Raw genomic sequence first — 21,857 nt, 5'->3', positions numbered from 1 at the left:
TTATGGCACAGTTTTTTATTAACCGCCCCATCTTTGCATGGGTGATATCCCTTTTGGTACTGCTAGGCGGTGCGTTAGCGGTGCAGAATTTGCCTGTGATGGCCTATCCAGACATTTCACCACCGCAAGTAACGGTTACAGCCACTTATCCTGGCGCCTCAGCAAAAGTCATTGAGGACACGGTCACAACCGTGATCGAAGAAGAGATGAACGGTATCGAGGGCTTACGCTACATTAAGTCAGAGAGTTCTCGTACTGGTACTTCGACCATCGTACTAACCTTCGCGACAGGTACCGATACCGATATCGCCGGCGTAGAAGTACAGAACCGCCTGAAACGTGTCGAAGCACGTTTACCGGCCTCTGTACGTACTCAAGGTGTCAATATCGACAAAACCCGTCCTGATTTCTTGATGGTAGTTTCGCTCTACTCACCAAACGGAACGCATGATGCCACTGATCTCGGCGATTACGTCGATCGTGCTATTTTGGGTGAAATGCGCCGCATCGACGGTATTGGTAGTGCGCAATTATTTAGCTCAACCTACGCCATGCGAATTTGGGTTGACCCGAAAAAGATGGCTTCTTACGCCATTACGCCAAGTGAAATTTCGCAAGCCATCCGCAACCAAAATGCTCAGTTAGCGACTGGTGAGCTAGGCTCACTTCCTTCTCCGAGCAACCAGCAGATTAACGCCACGATTTTAGTGCCATCACGCTTATCAACGCCTGACGAGTTCGGCAATATTATTCTGCGTTCTTCAAGCGACGGTGCCACAGTGCGCCTGAAAGATGTTGCCGAGGTTGAGCGTGGCGCTAATAACTATGGTTCTGCGGCCATGCTTAATGGCCAAGATTCAGCGGCATTTGCTTTGAAGCTCAGCAATGCCGGTAACGCTCTAGAAGCTGCTGAAGCGGTAAAAGCTAAAATGTCGGAGCTTGAGCAATACTTCCCAGAAGACGTTGAATGGGTCATTCCTTACGACACGTCAATCTTCGTTGACGAATCGATAAGCCAAGTAGTTCAGACCTTAATCGAAGCGGTTTTCTTGGTAACGCTAGTCATGTTCTTATTCTTACAAAGCTGGCGCACCACCCTAATTCCTCTCATCGTGGTTCCAGTGTCGTTGATTGGTACCGGCATGGGGCTTTACCTGCTCGGTTTCTCGATCAACATGCTCACCATGTTTGCCATGGTGTTGGCGATTGGTATCGTGGTCGATGATGCGATTATCGTTGTTGAGAACATCAAACGTATTCTTGATGAAGAAGATATTGGCCCGTATCAAGCAACCAAAAAAGCCATGAAACAGATCTCGGGCGCGATTATCGGCACCACAGCTGTCTTGATTGCCGTCTTTATTCCAATGGCATTTTTCTCAGGCTCTGTAGGACGCATTTATCAACAATTCTCGCTGACCATTGTTTTAAGTGTTTCTATTTCAGCGTTCTTATCTTTGTCATTAAGCCCAGCAATTGCACAAGGCTTACTGAAGAAAGAAAAAGAAGGCAAAAAGGAATGGGCGCCGTTCCGTTGGTTCAATCATGGCTTTAACAAGTTTACTGATACTTACATGACCAACGTAAAAAAGCTGTTCAGCAAAACGGGACTTTGGGTCACGATGGCTGTGTTCGCTGTGATCACTGCTTTTGTTGGATGGCGCTTTGCCAGTATGCCAACTGGGTTCGTTCCTTCGGAAGACCAAGGCTTCATCGTTGCTTCGTCATTAATGCCATCAGGCTCGACTCGCGCTCGCACACTCGAATTAACGGAGAAAACCGACGCATGGTTCTTAGAACAACCTGAAGTCGAGCGAATCATTACGGTCGCGGGATTCAGCTTCTTTGGTACTGGCCAGAATACCTCGATTACCTTCGTTAACCTCAAACCGTGGGGTGAACGCGAAGAAATGCGTAATGCCGATCAGTTGGCTGCAGACGCCACAGGCAAGTTTGCGCAATTCCAAGAAGGTAATACCTTTGTCTTCAACATGCCTTCGATACCTGGTCTAGGCAACAGTAGCGGTTTTGACTTCCAGTTACAGGATAAATCAGGTGTCGGAACGCAACAATTAATGGGGGCGGCCTTCCAGCTTATCGGCATGGCCGGTGAGTCAGGAAAGTTTGCAGAAATACGTCCGGATACATTACCACCAGCGCCTCTACTCACCTTTGAAGTCGATCGTGTGAAAGCGCGTTCGCTGGGTATCGATATTGGCGAGCTGAATAATACGTTACAAATAGCATTAGGTTCTGCTTACATCAACGACTATGTTGAAGGGCAAAAAGTGCGCCAAGTGTGGATTCAATCTGACGCTGACACTCGTTCAACGCCAGAAGAAATCTTAAGCATGCAAATTCGTAATAACCAAGGCGACTTGGTGAACTTATCGGAAGTGGCGACGGCTCAATGGACCGAGGCACCGGCGAAATTGACTCGCTATAACGGCTCTCCATCGATGCCCATTACAGGTAACGGTGCGCCAGGCGTGAGCTCTGGTGAAGCCATGATGCTAATGGAGCAGTTCGCTGAAAACTTACCTAAAGGGGTTGGCTATGAATGGTCAGGACAATCTCTAGAGGAAAAAGTGGCAGGCAACCAAACGGCGTTGCTGTTTAGCTTATCCTTCTTGGTGATTTTCCTCGTACTGGCAGCGCTATACGAGAGTTGGTCCGTACCGCTGGCAGTAGTCCTAGTGGTGCCTCTGGGTATTCTGGGTTCAATACTGTTCGCTGAACTCAGCTCCATGGCCAACGACATTTACTTTAAAGTCGGCCTCATCACTATTATCGGATTGTCAGCAAAGAACGCGATTCTTATCGTCGAGTTTGCTCGTGAAGCTCAAGGCGAAGGCAAGAGTGCGCTTGAAGCCGTAACAGAAGCTTGTCGCTTGCGCTTGCGTCCGATTTTGATGACGTCACTCGCCTTCATCATGGGCGTGTTACCGCTGGTACTCGCTACTGGCGCAGGCTCAGCCAGCCGTCAGGCCATTGGTACCAGTGTCATGGGCGGCATGATTTCAGCCGCGGTATTAGCGATTTTCTTTGTACCCGTATTCTACCTCTTAGTGCGCAAAATATTCCCGAGAAAGCTTAAACATTATGAGCTAGCCGCTAAAGGTATGGAGATAAAAGATGACTAAAATTTTTACACGTAACAGCCTAACCTCCGTTACAGCCTTGGCAGCCAGCTTGCTTTTATCTGGTTGCTTATCCATGGCGCCGAATAACGAGCGTCCGCAGGCATCAATCGAACAAAGCTTTGGACAAAACGCTGACGCGCAACACGCAGCGTTTAGTTTAGAAGCTTGGCAGGAATTCTTTCCTGATCCGAACGCTCGGATCATGATTGAGGAAGCTCTTGAGTCGAATACCGATCTTCGAATCGCGATTGCACGCATGGCGGAAGTCGAAGGTCGCTATCAAATTCAACGCGAAAACTTATTCCCTTCGATTTCCGGAGAGATCAGCCAAGCTCGCACCAAAAACTCGGCCAATGTTTTCACCGTGCCAGGTGTCGACAGCATTCAAGATGTTTATAGTGCCAAAGTCGGCTTGATGTCTTATGAACTCGATTTATTTGGCCGAGTGCGTTCGCTAAATGACGCAGCGTTGGCGCAGTACCTATCCAGCGCCGAAGCTGCGCGCTCAGTTAAGCTTAGCGTTATCGCACAAACCGCTAATGCTTACTACAGCTGGATTTCCGCCAGCCGTAGTCTGAACCTCGCTAACAAGACACTGAAAAGCCGTGAAGACAGTCTTGGGCTTATTCAAAAGCGCCTCGATACGGGTATTGCTAGCGAACTGGACTTAGCACAAGCGCAAGCTTCATTAGCTACCGTTAAAGCACAAAAAGCGCAGTTTGAGCGCGCGCATGCCGCCGCCAAAAGTGCTTTAGAGCTATTAATTGGCAAACCATTATCAACGGTTGATTTCAACACCGAGCAACTTAGCATGACTGAAATGGCGCTTGAACTTCCTGACAGCATTAGCTCAGAGGTGCTTTTAAGTCGTCCTGACGTCTTGTCAGCTGAGCAGAGTCTCTATGCAGCTAATGCTAATATTGGCGCCGCACGGGCAGCATTCTTTCCATCGATTAGCTTGACTGGTGATTACGGTTACTCGAGCACTGAGTTTGATACTTTGTTTGATAGCGAATCCAAAACTTGGAGCTTTATCCCGTCAATCCGCATCCCTATTTTTAATAATGGACTGCAAGCAAACTTAGATATCGCCGAAGCTCAGCAGCAGCGCTTAATCGCTGAATACGAAAAAGCTGTGCAGCAGGCATTCTCAGAGGTATATCAGTTGATGGCTAATCGCTCGACCTATGGCGGCGAATTAGAGGCAAATCGCTCACTTGTTAAAGCACAAAGCAAACGCTTAACGTTAGCAGAAGCAAAATATAAAGCCGGTTTAGCAAGTTACCTTGAAGTGCTCAACGCACAACAAGATCAATTCACAGCCGAACAGGCGTTACTTGAAACCGAGCGTGCACAACTCGCGAATATCATTTCGCTGTATAAAGCACTGGGTGGTGGTGACAAAGTCGTGTCATACGAACCGAGAAAAGATGCTGATAGTACAGATACCGAAACTCCAAGTTTAGGAGACAATGGATAAACACCCGCAAGTTTATCCGTCTCCGTTCCCCCGGCCCTGCTTTGCAGGGCCTTTTTTAATGCTCAGAGAAAGTTAACGTTTAGGGTAAATGACGCGCGCCTTTTGCGCGCTCAAGCGAAGCGAGTTTGACCCGCTTGTTAGCTGCTTTGCCATAGCTCGTTAACTGTGTATTTTTCAAAGCTACTACCTTTGAAAACCAATAAATATCCATGGCTTAGTATATAGATCTTGTCAAAGTTATACTTGCTAGTATGCTCGTTGAGCCTTTTTGCTAAGTATTTAGCTCCAATATCTACATCTAGGGCAGCAGTTGGCCAATTGTCATATATTAATAAGCTGTTTTCATCAAAAGACGCGTAGCCAGCCTTTAAACCATTAATTTCTTTTTTCTCTATAAAGTACACCATTGCTTCTGACCAGTTAACTTCAACTGAATCACCGACCCACCCGCCAGATGGAACAGTATTATTTATTTCATGTTTTAATTGTTTAGTTGTCTTTTTTGCTTCTTTAGGGTGATGTTTGCTAATAAAGTGCACTTCGTTTTTACCCATTTTGCCACGCAGAAAATCTTGTTTTGCTAGATTTTCTGGTACTGCTTCGGTTTGCTCAATGCCTATGGACTGGCCACAAGCTTTAAATACAAAGTCAGGTCTTTCTCGGTTTACTATTTCAATAGGGTATTTCAGTAATTTGTGTTGCGCTAAAGTAGCAAGCATTTTAAACAGGCAATATTTTTCTGTGTGGTTAGTTGTACGCCCCTTATGCCTCGGAGGTACAGTAATGTCTTCTGATGATAAGATAGACAGCAATTCTGATTTGGAATTTGCTTTTATCATTTTTCTTTAGCTAACGCCGCGCTCTGCGGCAAATTTGGAGCGCAGCGGAAAATTTGTCCAACAGCAGCACCTTGTTATGTTTGCCATTCTTTCTCAAGAAGATCTTCTCCGTTTATTACCCAATACTTATATGCTTGAGGGAATTCTGATAAAAGAGGTACTTAATAACCGATATCATACAGCCCTATTCCAGTATTCTTAACTTATTCATTTAATATTTATATCGAGACTACTTTAAGCTCTAAGCAGAGTCAAAGTCTCGTAGAAGTAATACACGTTTTTTTCATCCGGCGGTACCACAGGCACTTCCTTCGGTCGTTTAACCACGGGAACCAGTGTTTTTCTTAGAAAATAAAGTTCACAGCAAGCCTATACGAGATCCCCACTTTCGCGGGGATGACCAATTCAATTCATGGAAATGAATTGAATTGGTCACTTATCACCCAACATAATACCGATCCATTGTGTTTCTTTATTACTGTCGAGGATGATTTTAACGATGATGGTCAGTGGTACTGACAATAACATTCCGACAGGACCTAAGACCCAGCCCCAGAACAATAAGGATAGGAAGACGACCAGCGTCGATAAGCCGAGTCCTTTACCCATAAATTTAGGTTCAACAATATTACCAACGACAAAATTGACGGTTAAGTAACCCGCTGCAACTAATAGCGGCGTGGTAATCGAATCTTGGGTTAACCAAGCCATAATCACCGCTGGCACGGCGGCGATAATCGAACCAATATTCGGCACGAAGTTAAACATAAAGGCGACTAGGCCCCATAAGAACGGATACTCGACATCTAAAATCACCAGCCAAATACTGATTAATGCGCCTGTCAGCAAACTGACGATCGACTTAATGGTGGCGTAACGCTTAATTTTTTCGATGACTTCGCTTAAACCTAGGTGTGCCTTACTTTCTGCGTTAGGAAACGCTCGCTGCATTTTTTCACCAAAGACGCTCGCTTCCATCAGTAAGAAAATCGAGGTTAAAACGATTAAGAATAAATTACTCAGCATGCCACCCAAACCGTTCAATACCGATGCCGAAAGACTCATCACGGTACTGGGTGAAAAACGTTCTGCAAGTGATGCCTCGGGAATATTGAAACCAAGACCTTCTAACCATGCCATGGCTCCAGCGAGCTTAGCTCTGAGCATCACTTCGTACTCCGGAAGCTTTGCTGAAAACTGCTCAACTGAGTTACCAACTAAACGTCCGATTAAGAAAAACAAACCTGACATTAAAACCACCACCAAAATCATGGCAAGCCAATCAGGTATGGTTTTGTCGGTTTTTGGTACTTTAAGATTGGCTAAAAAGAAATACAGAGGGCCTAAGATGATTGATACAAACAGCGACAAAATCACTGGCACCACAAAGCTGCTGGCGGCTTTCAGCCCCGCTATAACTATAAAAGTAGCAGCGATGGCTAATAAAACATTCGTCACACGACTCATATCTGAAGACATAGGATTCCCTGTTATAATCGGTATTTGGTAGCAAGTATCATTTCTTGTCAAAATAGTTTATAACAAGGAAGCAAAATCACAAGTCTACAAGCTAAAACTACATTTATGTCTTTGATCGATATCGGAGTAAACCTCACCAATAATCGCTTTAATGACGACGTTGAACAAGTCATCGCACGTGCCCGTGACCATAATGTTATTGCTCAAATCGTAACTGGTACTTCACCAGCTGAAAGCCAGCAAGCCTATCAGTTGGCGCAACAATATCCTGACTTATTTTCTACAGCAGGCTGCCATCCGCATGATGCCAAGGACTTTAAAAGCGATGACTTGTCGGTTTTAAATGCATTACTTCAAGACGATAAGGTTGTTGCGGTTGGTGAGTGTGGCCTCGACTTCAATCGTAACTTTTCGCCACAAGACACCCAGCTAGCCGTGTTTGAGCAGCAGCTACAACTCGCTTGCGATACACAAAAGCCTCTATTTCTGCATGAACGTGATGCTGGCGAGGCGATGATTAGTCTCCTCAAGCAGTACCAATCGGAGCTTCCTAATGCAGTCATTCATTGCTTTACTGGAAGCCAAGAAAGTCTTGAAGAGTATATCAACATGGGACTTTATATTGGTATTACCGGCTGGATCTGCGATGAACGCCGCGGGCAAGACCTCGCTAACATGGTCCATCTTATTCCTGACGATAAGTTGATGATAGAAACTGACTCACCATTTTTAACGCCTAGAGATTTAAGCAAAGAGCAGAAGGCGCAACTCAAAAGTAACCGTAACGAACCGTTTTTATTGCCACATGTGGCACAAAAAGTAGCTGACTGCCGCCAACAGTCGTTATCAGAGTTGTCGAAGAACTGCCTTAATAATACGGTAACCTTCTTTAACCTGCCCATAAAACAACAATAGCCAAGGAACTGACAGATGGCGCAAAATCAATTTTCATTATTTAAGAAAAAATTCTTTTCATCTTTTTTTATCACCCAAGCTCTTGGCGCGCTTAACGATAATATTTTCAAAAGTGCCTTATTGATCTTTATAGCTTTTAGAGCAGGAGATGAGTTAGGCCTCAGCTCAGATTTGCTTAATAATATTGCCGCGGGCTTATTTATTATTCCGTTCTTCTTATTTTCCGCTACCGCAGGGCAAATTGCTGAAAAGTACGAAAAGTCCGCTTTGATCCGTAAAATAAAAGTCTTAGAAATCGGTATTATGGCACTGGCGGTGCTCGGCTTCTTTTCAAATAACGTGTGGTTTCTACTCGGCATTCTTTTCTTAATGGGCTTCCAATCAAGTCTATTTGGCCCTATCAAATACAGTATTCTCCCCCAGCACCTCTCAGACAAAGAGTTGCTCGGTGGCAATGGTTTGGTTGAGATGGGTACCTTTTTATCCATCATCATTGGTACGGTAATTGGCGGGGTGTTAATCGGCTTTGATGATCTAGGCGTTAAGATTCTTTGTGTTTTGCTGATTGTGGTATCGCTCAGTGGCTATCTCGCCAGCCGTCGCATACCAGAAACCCCATCTGCTCAGCCCTACCTCAAAATTAATTGGAACCCTGTTACTGAAACCTGGCGAACCTTTCAGTATGCACGAGCCAACCGCGTTGTATTTTTGTCCATTCTAGGTATTTCATGGTTTTGGTTTTATGGCGCTGTATTTCTGACTCAGATTCCTAACTTCACCAAGGTTAGTCTTAATGGTAATGAAAATGTCGCCACCATGATCCTTGCGACCTTTTCTGTTGGTATTGGAGTTGGTTCAGCTTTATGCGAATTCTTGTCTGGTCGTAAGGTTGAGCTTGGCTTAGTTCCTTTCGGAGCCATCGGCATGACGTGGTTCGCCTTAGATATTTACTTTGCCAATCCAACGAGTAGTTATATCGGCGAATTAGGCCCTTCAGCATTTCTTAGCCAAGATGGTGCAGTTAGAACCCTTCTAAATTGCGCCTTTGTCGGTATCTTTGGTGGGTTTTACATTGTGCCACTCTATGCATTAGTTCAAGAGCGCTGTGATAAATCACACCTGTCTCGCGTCATCGCTGGCAACAATATCCTCAACGCATTTTTTATGGTGATCGCCGCTGCGCTAGCCGCTGTGTGTCTTGGTAACGGCATGACCATTCCACAGTTCTTTATGCTGACAGCTATCCTAAACGCTGTAGTTGCTATTTATATCTTTAGTCTAATTCCTGAGTTCTTAATGCGATTCTTGATTTGGATATTAATCAATACGATCTATCGCGTTAAGAAGACTGGGCTTGAGAATGTGCCCGAAGACGGTGCTTGTGTCGTCGTCTGTAACCATGTGAGTTACGTTGATGCCTTAATTATTGGCGGCACTGTTAGGCGTCCTATTCGCTTTGTGATGTACCACAAGATATTTAAAGTTCCGGTGCTCAGCTTTATTTTTCGGACAGCAAAAGCTATCCCTATTGCTGGACACAAAGAAGATCCCGAGCTTCTCAATGAAGCAATGTATACTATCGCTGAGGCACTAGACCAGGGAGAAGTTGTTTGTATCTTCCCTGAAGGAAAGCTTACATCTGATGGTGAGATGAATGAATTTAAGTCGGGGATAGAGCGTATCCTCGAAAAGTCACCTGTTCCAGTCGTTCCAATGGCGCTACAGGGCTTGTGGCACAGCTTATTTAGCCGAAAAAAAGTGAACAAATTTATCGACAGGATTAAGCGTTTACGTACAAAAGTAACATTAGTGATCGATAAACCGATAGCAGCTGATGAAGCGAACAAAGAACACTTGTATACTATCGTTAAAAAGTTAAGAGACGATAAACCTTAACCCGATCTTCTTAAGTAAGAGTTTTAGGCAGAGAACTTATGAAATTTGCAAAATATTTTTTTATCGTAGTTGGTGTGATTTTATTAACCCTTGTCGCTATTGGTATTTTCAAAACGGACTACCAGAGCAAAGCCAGCGTTGAGATTGAAGCACCGCAACACCAAGCGTTTGCAGTCTATAATAATCCTTTACTGTATAAGCGTTGGATGACTAACTACCAAGGTTTTGAGCAACTCGAAGGGCAGTTGAATGACATTGGCAATAAGCATCGCCTAAAGTTCACAACAGGTTCTGGTGAAATTACGACATTAGATCAAACTTTAGCTGAGTTCACTCCAAACGAGCTAATTAGTTATAACTACCAGAACCAATGGCTTGAAGGAACCAGTACAGCTACTTTTACTGACACTGGAAATGGTACAACGAGAATTGATTTGCGCTTAGACTACACAGGCCGTGGCATTGTCCAAAACTCTTTGCTATTCCTATTAAGCTCAACCATCGACCAAGGCCATCAGTACAATCTTGAGCAACTGAAAAGCTTAATTGAAGAGTCAAAACCTGAAGAGCTTGAGTACTCTGCTGAATAACATTAAACCTGCAAGGTAAAGGTGACAGGTCCATCATTAACTAGGTGGACCTTCATATCCGCGCCAAACTCCCCTGTCTCAACGGTTGAGTAGATTTCTTTAGCCCGCCCAGCTAAGTATTCAAACAACTCATGGCCTTGTGCGGGTGGCGCTGCACTTGAAAAACTCGGCCTCATACCGCTTTTCGTATCCGCTGCCAAAGTAAACTGTGGCACCAGCAAAAGGCCACCACCGATCGATTCTAAAGATAGGTTCATTTTGTCATCATCGTCAGCAAAGATTCGATAACCTAAGATCCTCTTAAGCAACTTATCAGCTTTAGCCTGATCATCCCCTTTTTCGACACCAATCAGTGCCATAATGCCCTGCTCAATCTCACCGACGGTCTTATCGTTGACGACAACTTTTGATTGTGTCACTCGTTGGATTAAAGCAATCATACTCATTAACCCTGTTTAGTTATCGCTGTCTGAATCTTCCGAGTTTGAATCATCATTGATGACTTCATCGTCACTGACATCTTTAATAATGACTTCACCATCCGTAGGACGCTCACCAATGCCTTTTTCTTCAACCACTTTTGCGTAAGCCTCTTGGACACACTCCCTCATCCGCTCCTGATCACCCTCGTAATCACCTAAACACACACGGTACTCATACTGCAACGCCTCTTTGACCGTCGTATCTTTAAATACAGATTGATCTGGCTGGCCACCTAAAAGTTTACTAATCGTTTTTAATGCTCCGTTACCGCCGTTAGAGCTGCAGCTCGCAAGAAACAACACCCCAGCGGCCAAAGAAAAACACGAGAATGCCTTACGCATAGACAAACCTACCCTTATCATTTGTTCTGTTTAAAATTCTTGCTCCAATATAACATAGCGACAGAAATAGCATAGCAACAAAAACTCAACTCATAAAAAAACCGCTGACTAAGCAGCGGTTTTATTTAGCAATAGAAGCTACGCGTTTTTCGGCGGACGCGAAGCGCGTTTACGCTCACTTTCAGTTAAGTGCTTTTTGCGCAAGCGAATGCTTTCAGGCGTTACTTCAACCAACTCATCATCGTTAATAAACTCTAGAGCTTGCTCTAGGGTTAACTTGATTGGCGGCGTTAACACCTGTGCGTCATCCGTACCCGCAGCACGCACGTTGGTTAACTGCTTACCTTTAAGGCAGTTGACTGTTAAGTCATTTGAGCGGCTGTGAATACCCACGATTTGGCCTTCGTACACTTCATCACCATGCTTAGTGAATAAGCGGCCACGCTCTTGAAGATTGAACAAAGCATTGGTTAACGCTTTACCTTGTGAGTTTGAAATCAACACACCGCTGGTGCGCTGGCCAATCTCACCACCTTTAAACGGCCCATAGTGCTCAAATGTATGATACATCAAACCACTACCTGAGGTTAGCGTTAGGAATTCGGTCTGGAAACCAATCAAGCCACGACTTGGCATCATAAAGTCTAGGCGAATACGGCCTTTACCATCTGGCGACATATTAGTCATTTCAGCTTTACGCTCGCCCATACGCTCCATCACACTGCCTTGATGCTCTTCCTGAACATCAATGGTGACGCTCTCATACGGTTCTTCTAGTTGACCATCCACCTCATGAATAATCACCTCAGGACGCGATACAGCTAGCTCGTAACCTTCACGGCGCATGTTTTCAATCAGAATGCCTAAGTGAAGCTCACCACGACCCGATACACGGAATTTATCCGGGTCATCAGTCTCTTCAACACGTAGTGCTACGTTATGTACCAGCTCTTGCTGTAAACGTTCAAGGATGTTGCGCGAAGTAACAAACTTACCTTCTTTACCCGCAAATGGTGAGGTATTGACCTGGAAAGTCATGGTTACTGTAGGCTCGTCTACCGATAGCGCAGGTAGCGCTTCCACAACATTAGGATCACAGATAGTGTCTGAAATTTTCAAATCACCTAAACCTGAGATCGCAATGATGTCGCCGGCATCGGCTTCTTTAACTTCATGACGATCAAGCCCCATATAGCCCAGAACCTGGCCCACTTTGCCGTTACGCTTAGTGCCATCGGCAGAAACAACGGTAACTTGTTGATTAACTTTTACTTGTCCACGCTTGATTCGTCCGACACCAATAACGCCAACATACGAATTGTAGTCGAGTTGCGAAATCTGCATCTGGAAGCCGCCTTCCGAGTTTGCTGGTGGCGGCGAGACACTTTCAACAATGGTCTCGAACAAAGGCATCATGTCAGAGCCTTGCTCATCAGCATCACGACTTGCCCAACCGTTTAGTGCAGAAGCATAGACCACATCAAAGTCTAACTGCTCGTCAGTAGCGCCCAAGTTATCAAATAAGTCAAAGACTTGGTCCATGACCCAATCTGGGCGAGCGCCTGGCTTATCAATTTTATTGATAACCAAGATTGGCTTTAAGCCCTGAGCAAATGCTTTTTGAGTTACGAAACGCGTTTGAGGCATTGGACCTTCTTGTGCGTCTACCAGCAACAATACCGAATCCACCATCGACATCACACGCTCTACCTCACCACCGAAATCTGCGTGTCCCGGTGTGTCTACGATGTTGATGCGGTAGTCATTCCACTCAATCGCCGTATTTTTCGCAAGAATCGTAATTCCACGCTCTTTTTCTAAGTCGTTAGAATCCATAACACGATCCTGCTCGCCAGCTCGGTCACCAAGCGTGCCCGATTGCTCTAAAAGCTTATCAACCAAGGTCGTTTTACCATGGTCAACGTGAGCAATAATGGCGATATTTCGTAACTTCTCAATCATAAATAACTCTGCAAATCTGTATGCGCAAAAAAATTGGCGCCATTCTATACTAGATAGCCTAATTCGCACAGAAAATAATCAATATATTTTAAATTATATTGATAAAACTTTTTTGCTCATCAAGCCCTCTTACTATATAATCGCTGTCCATTTTTTGAGCACCGCGCTCCTTCTAAGTTATTGATTTTCAGTTATGACACAAGATATTTCTTCACAAGACGCTAATAATTCACCGAAACAGCGTAAAGCCGTAGCCTTGATCTCAGGTGGCTTAGACTCCCTTTTAGCGGCGAAAGTCGTCCAGGAGCAAGGAATTCATGTTGAAGGAATCAACTTCTACACAGGCTTCTGTGTAGAAGGACATACCCACGCTATTCGAAAAAAAGACAAAGATAAACAGAAGCGGAATAACTCCCTGTGGGTTGCTGAACAGCTCGGCATCAAGTTACATATCATCGATATCTCTGAAGAGTACAAAGATATCGTGCTCAATCCTAAGCATGGTTATGGTGCAAATTTGAACCCATGCTTGGACTGCAAAATTTTTATGGTCAACCAAGCGCAGGCTTGGGCATGGGCAGAAGAGAATGGTTTTGACTTTATTATTACCGGTGAAGTTATTGGCCAACGTCCTAAATCACAACGTAAAGAAACCATGCCGATTATTGCACGGGAGTCCGGTGCTGATGATCGCTTACTACGTCCTTTGTGTGCAAAAAACCTGATGCCGACACTTCCTGAGCGTGAAGGTTGGGTAAATCGTGAGGAGCTTTACGATTTCTCAGGCCGTAGCCGTAAGCCACAGTTTGAACTTGCCAAAAAGTTTGGATTTGAAGACTTTGCGCAGCCTGCTGGTGGCTGCTGTTTCTTAACAGACGCGAACTATTCTAAAAAACTTGCTGACCTATGGGATGCCCGTGGTGAACGACGCTATGAACTTGACGATATTATGTTACTCAAAGTCGGTCGTCACATTCGCCCTAAGAAAAACTTTAAACTTATTGTTAGCCGCGAAGAAGGCGAAAACAACTTCCTGCGTGGCTACAAGAAACAGTTCACCAGCATCCATACAGTAAGTCATGGCGGTCCTTTAACATTACTTGATGGTGAGTTTGATAAAGATGATATTCGTCTAGCTGCCCAAATTGCTGCCCGCTATTCAGGTGGAAAAAATGCTGAACAAGTGACTGTTCAAGTAGAAAACTATAATGGAACCTCTTATGTAATGGACGTTCCTCCTATGCCTGCAGATGAAGTTAAGCAGGAGTGGCATGTATGAGCAAAAACACTTTAGATTGCCGCAATTTATTATGCCCAATGCCCGTGATCCGTACTCAGAATGCTCTTAAAGATATTGCTGATGGTGATACCTTAGAAGTCATTTGCACTGACCCTGGCACTCTAAGTGATATTCCTACTTGGTGCCGAATCAATCAGCACCAAGTAATCTCTTCAGAAGAAATTGATAATGAAATTGTATTTGTTATCAAAAAATAAGCAGTAAAGAAGCATCTATCCTGCGTATTTAAACCAGCAGTTAAAGGCTACGGTTATCCTTTCTTTGCTACCTAAGTAAGGTTTAACCTCGTGTAACAACCAAGACGGGAAAAGCACCAGCTGCCCATCTTTAAGTCTCATCATCTTGTTTTCGCGACTAAACTGTCCCCCTAAGTTTGTACACGACCTGTCAATAAAGCTCGTTGTGCCGATGTGCGGGGAAATAAAGTGCAATGCTCCACTATCAGGCTCATCTTCAACCCCTTCTCCAGCATCTACACAATAAACTCCAGACCATGATGCCATTGGGTGGTTATGTATCCCAAAATAGCCGCCTTTACGAGTTATGTGAAACCACGTCTCACTTGCGATATGCAAGTTTCTTAAGGTATTCATATCGTACTGATTAATCGTACCTATAAACTGATAGAGTTGACCCCAGCAGTATTGTTGAAGTTGTTGCACACTCGGATCTGGCCAGTCAAACAAATCAAATGAACTCTCAAAGACTTGTTTATTTTTTTTCACCGAACCATGCTGATCTGTCTGGCTTTTGATTTCATGTTGTTTAAAAAGTTGAGTTAAATTGCTCTTAAGTTCTTCATGTGCAGTATTATATGAAACCCCCATAGGCACAGAGAACATTGGAACAATATCGTTTTTTACTACCCCCACGATTATCCCCCTCTACTAATTTTTAGTGTTACTTTTTACTGATATCTATAATTTAAAGAATTCTTATTAATCATTTTTTTTTGAGATTCTAAACATTACACCAAAACTCATCCTGTAGTCAAAAGCACGGAGATCTTAATCTAAGAATCTATCACACACTTTATTACTTCTTATCCTCTTTGTTGTATAGTTACTGTTTGAACATAAACTACAGATAACTATGCAGCACTGGACCGATTACTGGAAAAATACGAACGCACTAAATAGCTTTGCAGAAGGCGAGCAAGGCAGCGGTTATAGTAATGAAATAGCTGATTTTTGGAATTCGCAATTCAAATCATTATCAAAAGGAAGTACTTTAGTAGATCTAGGTACTGGTAATGGCGCTGTCGCCGTATTAGCCCAACTTTACTCTGAGGCAAATCAATCTAACTTCCAGGTTTATGGAATTGATGCTGCTGACATTACCCCAAAAAAAATTAATCATAAAGATGCCAAAGTAAAAAAAGCACTAAGCAAAATCAATTTCATACCCAATACTCTGATTGAGCAATCTAACTTTGAATCAAACAGTGTTGATTTTTATTTTTCACAGTTTGCTTTTGAGTATTCTAATATAGAAAAGTCTGTGCAGCATTGTGCCCAATGTTTGAAATCAGGGGGAAAGATAACGCTTTTATCGCATCACCCCGATTCAGAAATCTCAAAAGATAGTCAGGTTGGTGCGAGTGTCATTCACTACATACTTCACGAGTCACCTGTATTTCTACAAACTAGTCTCTTGCTTGATATCGCTTTACAGCAAACCCAGGCTGGGCAGATGCATAATTGGCATAACAATCCTTATCGCCAACAAATATCTACCACAATAAAGTGGATATTCGACTGTCTAATCGACAAGTTTAATGCTAATCAATATGAAAGTTACTGGTGTAAGCTTTTGATCTCCAAAATAACGAATGTTATTACTGCACTGGGTAACTCACATCCTTCACAATTAATGAAGCAACTTGAATTCACCTTTGTACAGCTCGACTCGCATAGAAAAAGGTTAGAAGATCAAAACGAAGCCTGTCTTACTTCAGATAAAATACAATCTTTTAAGGAGTACTCTAACAAGCACAACCTTGATTTCGATATACAGGAGCTTAGTGTGGAAGGGAAGTTGTTGGCCTTTAGAATACATATGACCAAGTAATTATTTTCCATGGCATAAAAAAAAGGCGAGGTTTCCCTCGCCTTTTTTATTTAACTCAATCTTAGAAAGTTTGAGTATAACGGATGTAAGAAATACGTCCGTACGCGTGATAAAGGTTAAAGTTGTAGTTACGATTATCAAACGTTTCTAGTGTAGGTTCTTTCTCAAATACGTTTTGAGCACCTACAGCGATTGTGCCATCCCATGGAGTGTTATAAGACACTTGTAGATCATGAGTTGTCCAAACGCCGATGTTACCGAAACGAGCAACGCCGTCATCTTGGTTGCCGTTATCAACAGTGTCAGTATACTGACCACCAATTGCGCTAACGTTCCAAGCGATGTTGAAGTCGCTGATTGAGTAAACGTTATTTAGGTTTGCTCTCCACTGAGGTACACCGAAGTCACGGATGATGTTACGGTCGATTGTCGCATCAACTTTATCGTCTTCTTTGTACTCGTGAGTCCAGCTAACTAATAGGTTTGAAGTTAAACGGCCTGCTTCTTCGAAGTCGAAGTTAAAGCGAGTGTTAAGATCAACACCAGAAGTCATTAGTGTACCAACGTTACCAAAACCTTGTGTTACGTTAAGGATTGGGTTGTATGTTGTACCACCGATAGTAGTTGTACCACGAGTAACGCCTAGACCTGTTGGAATAGTATCGCCACGCAAGTCACGATTCACTAGGTTTTGAGCACCGAAGAACGTGATTTGGTTGTCGATTTCAATATTCCAGTAATCTACTGTCATGTTGAACCAATCAGTTGGCTGATAAGCCCAACCAAGAGCGTACTGAGTAGACTGCTCTGACTCTAGGTTTGGATTAGCAGTACGAGTACCGTTAATCTGGATGCTGCCCGCAGGAGCACAGTCAACATTACCTGTGAATACGAAACATGTATCAGGATCTACAACAGCGTCAGCAGAGAAAGAATCTGCTTGAGTTAAGATGTCCAGTGTCGGAGCACGGAAACCTTTGCCGTATGAACCACGAAGTAACATACCATCAGCTAAGTCCCACTTGAACGACACTTTTGGCGAGAAGTCGTTACCATAATCTGAATAATCATCGAAACGGCCTGCTAGGTTGATTTCGAAAGTTTCAGTAAATGGAAGAATTGTCTCGAAGTAAGCAGCGTTTACGTCACGGCCACCACCAGCAGAGTTACCAGCAGAACCACCAACTAAACCAGCTTCTGACTGAGAGTCATACTGGTCACTGTAACGCTCTTCACGACGCTCTAAACCAACGAACATCTGAGAAACACCACCGTCCATTTCGAACATATCGAAAGCTGCAGATGCATATACTTCGTCAAAGTCGAAATCACCGATACGTGATGTAGTTACTACAGAACCCGAAAGGATGTCGTCAGGGTTTGAAGATGGGTTTTGGATGTCATAACCAAAACGGTACTGATCAGGGTCAAAAGTACTAGTGTTGTCACCATATACTTCATAACCTGGGTTGAAGTCGTTTACGAAGCCCCAAGCTGTTTGTGCTGCTAGGTAACCGTTACCGTATTCAACAGTGTGGTTACGAACACGACGAGCACCGAAATCTACTTCAACGTTACCAACGTAACCAGTAGCGCCAACTAGGAAATCAACGTTCTCATTTTCAACATTGTTATCACGGTTACCAGCTGCTGCGAAACGGTGGAAGAACCACATCGGGTCGTTAGAACCGATTGCTGGATCGTAAGCTACCGCGTTAGGGTTGTTTGGATCATACATCCAAGCATCTGGGTTTGTTGGGTTGTTGTAGCTGTCAGCTGGAGTAGTTAAACCATTGTAGAAATAGTTTGAATCCGGTGCTGGAGCATAACGACCGAAAGATTCTGTTTGAGCGATGCTCGCGTTAGAATACAATTCCCAGTCATCGTTGATGCGGTGTCTAGCTTTCAAGAACAATGACTCGTTCGCTGTAGAAGCTTCGTTAGCGTTTGTCGCGTTGAAGTTGTACGAACAAGCAGGACCGTTTACGAAGAAGTTTTCTTCGTTACAGCCACCAGGGATGCCTGTGAATGCGTTACTGAAGTCAGTACGTGACCAGTTGTTACCATAAATAGAAACACCTGGTTGTACCCAGTAGTAATCACGCTCAAAAATGATGTCACGGCTGTTCCAAGATACACCACCAATGATGCTAGTAGTGTCGTTAGAAGAACCAAATACAGCACTACCTGCTTCACGGTCACCGCCGTCTGCTGGCAAGCTGATTTCAGATTTGCTCACGCTGATTTCTGCGCCGTTATAGTCTTTACGAGTAATAACGTTCACAACACCACCGATCGCGTCAGAACCGTATACAGCTGATGCGCCGTCACTCAAGATTTCAACACGCTCAATCGCCGCTAGAGGGATAGAGTTCAAATCTTGGCTTGAACCAGTTGAAGGAGACATTGTCAAACGACGACCATCAACCAATACTAATGAACGAGATGCACCGATACCACGTAGGTTTACAGTAGATACACCCTGAGCTGAACTACCTGACTGCGGACGGAATGAACCGAACGAGTTGAATGTAGTGTTACGAATCAAGTCAGCTGCTGAGATTTCACCAGAAAGCTCGATTTGCTCACGATCGATTACTGTTACAGGGTTTGCACCTTCAACATCTGTTCTTTTTAGACGCGAACCTGTTACAACGATTCGTTCTGCATCTTCAGCGCCTTCATCTTCGTCTGCAGCGAAAGATGCTGGAGCGCTAACAGCCAAAGAAGCAGCAAAACCGCTATATAAAGCGACTTTTACAGCCTTAGCTATCATTGTCTTGTTAGTCATAAATTCCTACCTATAGATAAGTTGGTAAATTTTCTTTGTTGTCCCAAAACTATTTTTCGCCTCCCACAAAAAGAGGGCCATGGCAAAATACAGCCTTGGAGTATGCTATAGGTATCACATTAAAATAACTTGGTCAACAAAATTTACATATTAATATTTTAATGCTTGGCCTCATAAAGAGAGTATAACCTTATGTTTTTAAAGGCTTATTTTTTGATAGCCACTAGCACTTTCTAGCGCACAGCTGTACATTTATTAATCATAGTTTAGGGGCTTTATTCAGTGCGAGTTCATTCCGTTAATTTCAGAGCTTTGAATTGCACCAATATGGTGCGCCAAGTTAATTCTCAAGCTATATTTGGCATAGTTTTAACTGATTTGGTTGGTATAATGCACCCTATTCAAATTCATTTGATTCGGAGTAATTCCTAATGTCTGTCGACAATGTTTTAAAAATGATCGAAGAGTACGATGTTAAATTCGTAGATTTACGCTTCACAGATACAAAAGGTAAAGAGCAACATGTCACGATTCCTGCTCGCGTTGTTGACGAGGATCTATTAAGCGATGGCAAAATGTTTGATGGCTCATCCATTGCTGGCTGGAAAGGTATTAACGAATCTGACATGGTCCTAATGCCAAATACAGATACAGCGTTAATCGATCCATTTTATGAAGATGCGACCTTATTATTGCGCTGTGACATTCTAGAACCTGCAACCATGACGGGTTACGATCGTGATCCTCGCTCTGTTGCTCGCCGCGCAGAAGAATACTTGAAGTCTACAGGCATCGCCGACTCGGCTTTCTTCGGTCCAGAACCAGAATTCTTCATCTTTGAAGACGTTAAGTTTAAAACAGACATGAGCGGTTCATTCTACAAAATCGATGATCCTGAAGCGGCTTGGAACTCAGATAAAGACTATGAAGGCGGTAACACAGGCCACCGTCCTCGTGTAAAAGGTGGTTATTTCCCAGTTCCTCCTGTCGACTCATCACAAGACCTACGCTCTCAAATGTGTCTCGTTTTAGAGAGTATGGGGCAAGTTATTGAAGCGCATCACCATGAAGTAGGTACTGCTGGTCAAAACGAGATCGCCACTCAGTTTAACTCTTTAGTTAACAAGGCTGATGAAATCCAAATCATGAAATACGTGATTCATAATGTCGCTCATGCTTATGGTAAAACGGCCACCTTCATGCCGAAGCCACTGGCTGGCGATAATGGTTCAGGTATGCACGTTCATATGTCTCTAGCCAAAGATGGTAATAACATTTTTGCTGGTGACAAATATGCAGGCCTATCTGAAGAAGCCTTGTATTACATTGGTGGCGTCATCAAGCATGCTAAAGCGTTGAACGCGTTAACCAATCCATCGACTAACTCTTACAAACGCTTAGTTCCAGGCTTCGAAGCACCAGTCATGTTGGCTTACTCTGCTAAAAACCGCTCTGCTTCTATTCGTGTACCTCACGTTGGCAGTGCTAAAGCGCGCCGTATCGAGGTTCGCTTCCCGGATCCAATGGCTAACCCTTACTTGGCATTCGCAGGCTTAATGATGGCTGGCTTAGACGGCATCCAGAACAAAATCCACCCTGGTGATGCTATGGATAAAGATTTATATGATCTTCCAGCTGAAGAAGCGATGTCTATTCCGCAAGTTGCTGGCTCATTAGAAGAAGCTCTTAGCGCACTAGACAACGACCGCGAATTTTTAACCCGCGGCGGTGTTTTCTCTGATGATATGCTAGATGCTTACATTGAGCTTAAACGTGGTGATGTTGAGCGCTTAAAGCTAACTCCATCACCAGTAGAATTTGACTTGTATTACAGCCTATAAGCTCAGTCCATAATACTTAGTCTAATTTGCAAAGCCCGGCACAGCCCGGGCTTTTTATTTTTGACATGGAATACACAGTTTCAGATACTATAGAGTGTGTGCAAGCGAAAGGACCCATTATGAAATCGTTATTAAAGCTGTTTTCGGTCGTGTTGTTGGTGTCTACTGGTAGTGCTGTAGTTGCCAAAGAAACCGTCATGTACAAGAAAGTTGATAAAAACGGCAAGATTATATTCACAGATAAGCCGATTCCTGGGTCGACACCTATAACGGTAAAAACCGACACTAACGTCGTTAGCACGCCAAAACCGCAAGCCACACGACGACTTCCAACTATCAGTCCCGAAAAAAATAATAACCAAGAACCCTTCAAGTATGAAGTTCTTGCGATTGACGAACCGTCACACGACCAAGCGGTAAGAGCGAACTCCGGGGACATTAATGTGATCGTTGGAATGACTCCCAACATCCAACCTAACCACAGCCTACAGCTTGTGATGGATGGTTCTCCCGTTGGCCAGCCTCAAACTAGCCCCTATTTCTCATTGAATAATGTCGACCGCGGTACACACCAACTAGCGGTGACCGTCATTGATGAGGATACTAAAAAACAAATTCAAACCAGTGAAACCATTACTTTTCACTTATTAAGGGCTTCTATCTTAAATAGGTAAGTCACAGCTACTAAAAATAAACGCACCACTTTGGTGCGTTTTTTGATGCATTG

17 protein-coding genes are annotated in these 21,857 nt (G+C 43.8%); 10 read left to right on the top strand and 7 right to left on the bottom strand.

Annotated features, from left to right (window positions below; genetic code table 11):
* The first annotated feature begins 2 nt into the window (after positions 1 to 2).
* Both KFK88_RS03235 and KFK88_RS03230 read left to right on the top strand, forming a co-directional pair.
* Positions 3 to 3,143: a multidrug efflux RND transporter permease subunit gene (locus KFK88_RS03235; protein WP_223577219.1), complete on the top strand. Its 3,141-nt coding sequence runs from the start codon at positions 3 to 5 to the stop codon at positions 3,141 to 3,143.
* Positions 3,136 to 4,623: an efflux transporter outer membrane subunit gene (locus KFK88_RS03230; RefSeq protein ID WP_223577218.1), complete on the top strand. Its 1,488-nt coding sequence runs from the start codon at positions 3,136 to 3,138 to the stop codon at positions 4,621 to 4,623. Before KFK88_RS03235 ends, KFK88_RS03230 begins: the two co-directional genes overlap by 8 nt.
* Before the next feature lie 137 nt (positions 4,624 to 4,760).
* Here the strand turns inward: KFK88_RS03230 and KFK88_RS03225 are convergent, their stop codons facing one another.
* Positions 4,761 to 5,462: a hypothetical protein gene (locus KFK88_RS03225; RefSeq protein WP_223577217.1), complete on the bottom strand. Its 702-nt coding sequence runs from the start codon at positions 5,460 to 5,462 to the stop codon at positions 4,761 to 4,763.
* 432 nt (positions 5,463 to 5,894) lie between these two features.
* Positions 5,895 to 6,941: an AI-2E family transporter gene (locus tag KFK88_RS03220; protein WP_223577216.1), complete on the bottom strand. Its 1,047-nt coding sequence runs from the start codon at positions 6,939 to 6,941 to the stop codon at positions 5,895 to 5,897.
* A gap of 105 nt (positions 6,942 to 7,046) precedes the next feature.
* On the opposite strand from KFK88_RS03220, the gene KFK88_RS03215 reads away from it, so the two are divergent.
* The 3 genes from KFK88_RS03215 to KFK88_RS03205 are packed head-to-tail and all read left to right on the top strand — an operon-like array spanning position 7,047 to position 10,342.
* Entirely contained in the window at positions 7,047 to 7,856 is an 810-nt protein-coding gene (locus KFK88_RS03215; RefSeq protein ID WP_223577215.1) for a TatD family hydrolase, read from the top strand.
* A 15-nt stretch (positions 7,857 to 7,871) separates the two neighbouring features.
* Entirely contained in the window at positions 7,872 to 9,752 is a 1,881-nt protein-coding gene (locus KFK88_RS03210) for an MFS transporter (RefSeq protein ID WP_223577214.1), read from the top strand.
* Positions 9,753 to 9,790: 38 nt separating this feature from the next.
* Entirely contained in the window at positions 9,791 to 10,342 is a 552-nt protein-coding gene (locus KFK88_RS03205) for an SRPBCC family protein (RefSeq protein WP_223577213.1), read from the top strand.
* Positions 10,343 to 10,344: 2 nt separating this feature from the next.
* Here the strand turns inward: KFK88_RS03205 and dtd are convergent, their stop codons facing one another.
* The 3 genes from dtd to typA all read right to left on the bottom strand — a co-directional run bounded on the left by dtd (position 10,345) and on the right by typA (position 13,128).
* The gene (gene dtd / locus KFK88_RS03200; RefSeq protein ID WP_223577664.1) at positions 10,345 to 10,782 is read right to left on the bottom strand and encodes a D-aminoacyl-tRNA deacylase; all 438 of its coding nucleotides are present in this window, start codon (positions 10,780 to 10,782) and stop codon (positions 10,345 to 10,347) included.
* A 15-nt stretch (positions 10,783 to 10,797) separates the two neighbouring features.
* A complete protein-coding gene (locus tag KFK88_RS03195; protein WP_223577212.1) occupies positions 10,798 to 11,166 on the bottom strand; it encodes a hypothetical protein in 369 nt (122 codons plus the stop codon).
* A gap of 138 nt (positions 11,167 to 11,304) precedes the next feature.
* Positions 11,305 to 13,128: a translational GTPase TypA gene (gene typA, locus KFK88_RS03190; RefSeq protein ID WP_223577211.1), complete on the bottom strand. Its 1,824-nt coding sequence runs from the start codon at positions 13,126 to 13,128 to the stop codon at positions 11,305 to 11,307.
* Between the two features lie 193 nt (positions 13,129 to 13,321).
* Here typA and KFK88_RS03185 point away from each other — a divergent pair, with 193 nt between their 5' ends.
* Positions 13,322 to 14,407 carry a tRNA (5-methylaminomethyl-2-thiouridylate)-methyltransferase gene (locus tag KFK88_RS03185; RefSeq protein WP_223577210.1) on the top strand — a complete coding sequence of 362 codons (1,086 nt, stop codon included), beginning with the start codon at positions 13,322 to 13,324 and terminating at the stop codon, positions 14,405 to 14,407.
* Entirely contained in the window at positions 14,404 to 14,625 is a 222-nt protein-coding gene (locus tag KFK88_RS03180) for a sulfurtransferase TusA family protein (RefSeq protein WP_223577209.1), read from the top strand. The genes KFK88_RS03185 and KFK88_RS03180 overlap by 4 nt, the downstream gene beginning before the upstream one ends.
* Before the next feature lie 15 nt (positions 14,626 to 14,640).
* On the opposite strand, the gene KFK88_RS03175 is transcribed toward KFK88_RS03180, so the two are convergent.
* Positions 14,641 to 15,300 (bottom strand): TIGR02466 family protein, encoded by a 660-nt coding sequence (locus KFK88_RS03175; RefSeq protein WP_223577208.1) that lies wholly within the window; start codon positions 15,298 to 15,300, stop codon positions 14,641 to 14,643.
* Between the two features lie 220 nt (positions 15,301 to 15,520).
* On the opposite strand from KFK88_RS03175, the gene KFK88_RS03170 reads away from it, so the two are divergent.
* Positions 15,521 to 16,498: a class I SAM-dependent methyltransferase gene (locus KFK88_RS03170; RefSeq protein WP_223577207.1), complete on the top strand. Its 978-nt coding sequence runs from the start codon at positions 15,521 to 15,523 to the stop codon at positions 16,496 to 16,498.
* Positions 16,499 to 16,559: 61 nt separating this feature from the next.
* On the opposite strand, the gene KFK88_RS03165 is transcribed toward KFK88_RS03170, so the two are convergent.
* Positions 16,560 to 19,289, bottom strand: a complete 2,730-nt coding sequence (locus tag KFK88_RS03165; protein ID WP_223577206.1) for a TonB-dependent receptor plug domain-containing protein — start codon at positions 19,287 to 19,289, stop codon at positions 16,560 to 16,562.
* A gap of 431 nt (positions 19,290 to 19,720) precedes the next feature.
* Between KFK88_RS03165 and glnA the strand changes: the two genes are divergently transcribed.
* Positions 19,721 to 21,130 carry a glutamate--ammonia ligase gene (glnA, locus tag KFK88_RS03160; RefSeq protein ID WP_223577205.1) on the top strand — a complete coding sequence of 470 codons (1,410 nt, stop codon included), beginning with the start codon at positions 19,721 to 19,723 and terminating at the stop codon, positions 21,128 to 21,130.
* 119 nt (positions 21,131 to 21,249) lie between these two features.
* Complete coding sequence (locus KFK88_RS03155; protein ID WP_223577204.1) at positions 21,250 to 21,804, top strand: DUF4124 domain-containing protein; 555 nt, start codon at positions 21,250 to 21,252, stop codon at positions 21,802 to 21,804.
* Positions 21,805 to 21,857 lie beyond the last annotated feature (53 nt).

Source organism: Kangiella taiwanensis (assembly GCF_020005165.1).
Taxonomy (GTDB): Bacteria; Pseudomonadota; Gammaproteobacteria; order Enterobacterales; family Kangiellaceae; genus Kangiella; species Kangiella taiwanensis.
Note: the sequence above shows the minus strand (reverse complement) of the source record. Positions and strands in the feature narration are given on the sequence as shown.

What these genes read in the sequence shown, in the direction of transcription:
- typA (WP_223577211.1), bottom strand. Translation starts at nt 13,128, where the DNA reads ATGATTGAGAAGTTACGAAATATCGCCATTATTGCTCACGTTGACCAT.
- KFK88_RS03155 (WP_223577204.1), top strand. Translation starts at nt 21,250, where the DNA reads ATGAAATCGTTATTAAAGCTGTTTTCGGTCGTGTTGTTGGTGTCTACT.
- KFK88_RS03225 (WP_223577217.1), bottom strand. Translation starts at nt 5,462, where the DNA reads ATGATAAAAGCAAATTCCAAATCAGAATTGCTGTCTATCTTATCATCA.
- KFK88_RS03180 (WP_223577209.1), top strand. Translation starts at nt 14,404, where the DNA reads ATGAGCAAAAACACTTTAGATTGCCGCAATTTATTATGCCCAATGCCC.
- KFK88_RS03195 (WP_223577212.1), bottom strand. Translation starts at nt 11,166, where the DNA reads ATGCGTAAGGCATTCTCGTGTTTTTCTTTGGCCGCTGGGGTGTTGTTT.
- KFK88_RS03230 (WP_223577218.1), top strand. Translation starts at nt 3,136, where the DNA reads ATGACTAAAATTTTTACACGTAACAGCCTAACCTCCGTTACAGCCTTG.
- glnA (WP_223577205.1), top strand. Translation starts at nt 19,721, where the DNA reads ATGTCTGTCGACAATGTTTTAAAAATGATCGAAGAGTACGATGTTAAA.
- KFK88_RS03215 (WP_223577215.1), top strand. Translation starts at nt 7,047, where the DNA reads ATGTCTTTGATCGATATCGGAGTAAACCTCACCAATAATCGCTTTAAT.
- KFK88_RS03205 (WP_223577213.1), top strand. Translation starts at nt 9,791, where the DNA reads ATGAAATTTGCAAAATATTTTTTTATCGTAGTTGGTGTGATTTTATTA.
- KFK88_RS03220 (WP_223577216.1), bottom strand. Translation starts at nt 6,941, where the DNA reads ATGTCTTCAGATATGAGTCGTGTGACGAATGTTTTATTAGCCATCGCT.
- KFK88_RS03210 (WP_223577214.1), top strand. Translation starts at nt 7,872, where the DNA reads ATGGCGCAAAATCAATTTTCATTATTTAAGAAAAAATTCTTTTCATCT.
- KFK88_RS03165 (WP_223577206.1), bottom strand. Translation starts at nt 19,289, where the DNA reads ATGACTAACAAGACAATGATAGCTAAGGCTGTAAAAGTCGCTTTATAT.
- KFK88_RS03170 (WP_223577207.1), top strand. Translation starts at nt 15,521, where the DNA reads ATGCAGCACTGGACCGATTACTGGAAAAATACGAACGCACTAAATAGC.
- KFK88_RS03235 (WP_223577219.1), top strand. Translation starts at nt 3, where the DNA reads ATGGCACAGTTTTTTATTAACCGCCCCATCTTTGCATGGGTGATATCC.
- dtd (WP_223577664.1), bottom strand. Translation starts at nt 10,782, where the DNA reads ATGATTGCTTTAATCCAACGAGTGACACAATCAAAAGTTGTCGTCAAC.
- KFK88_RS03185 (WP_223577210.1), top strand. Translation starts at nt 13,322, where the DNA reads ATGACACAAGATATTTCTTCACAAGACGCTAATAATTCACCGAAACAG.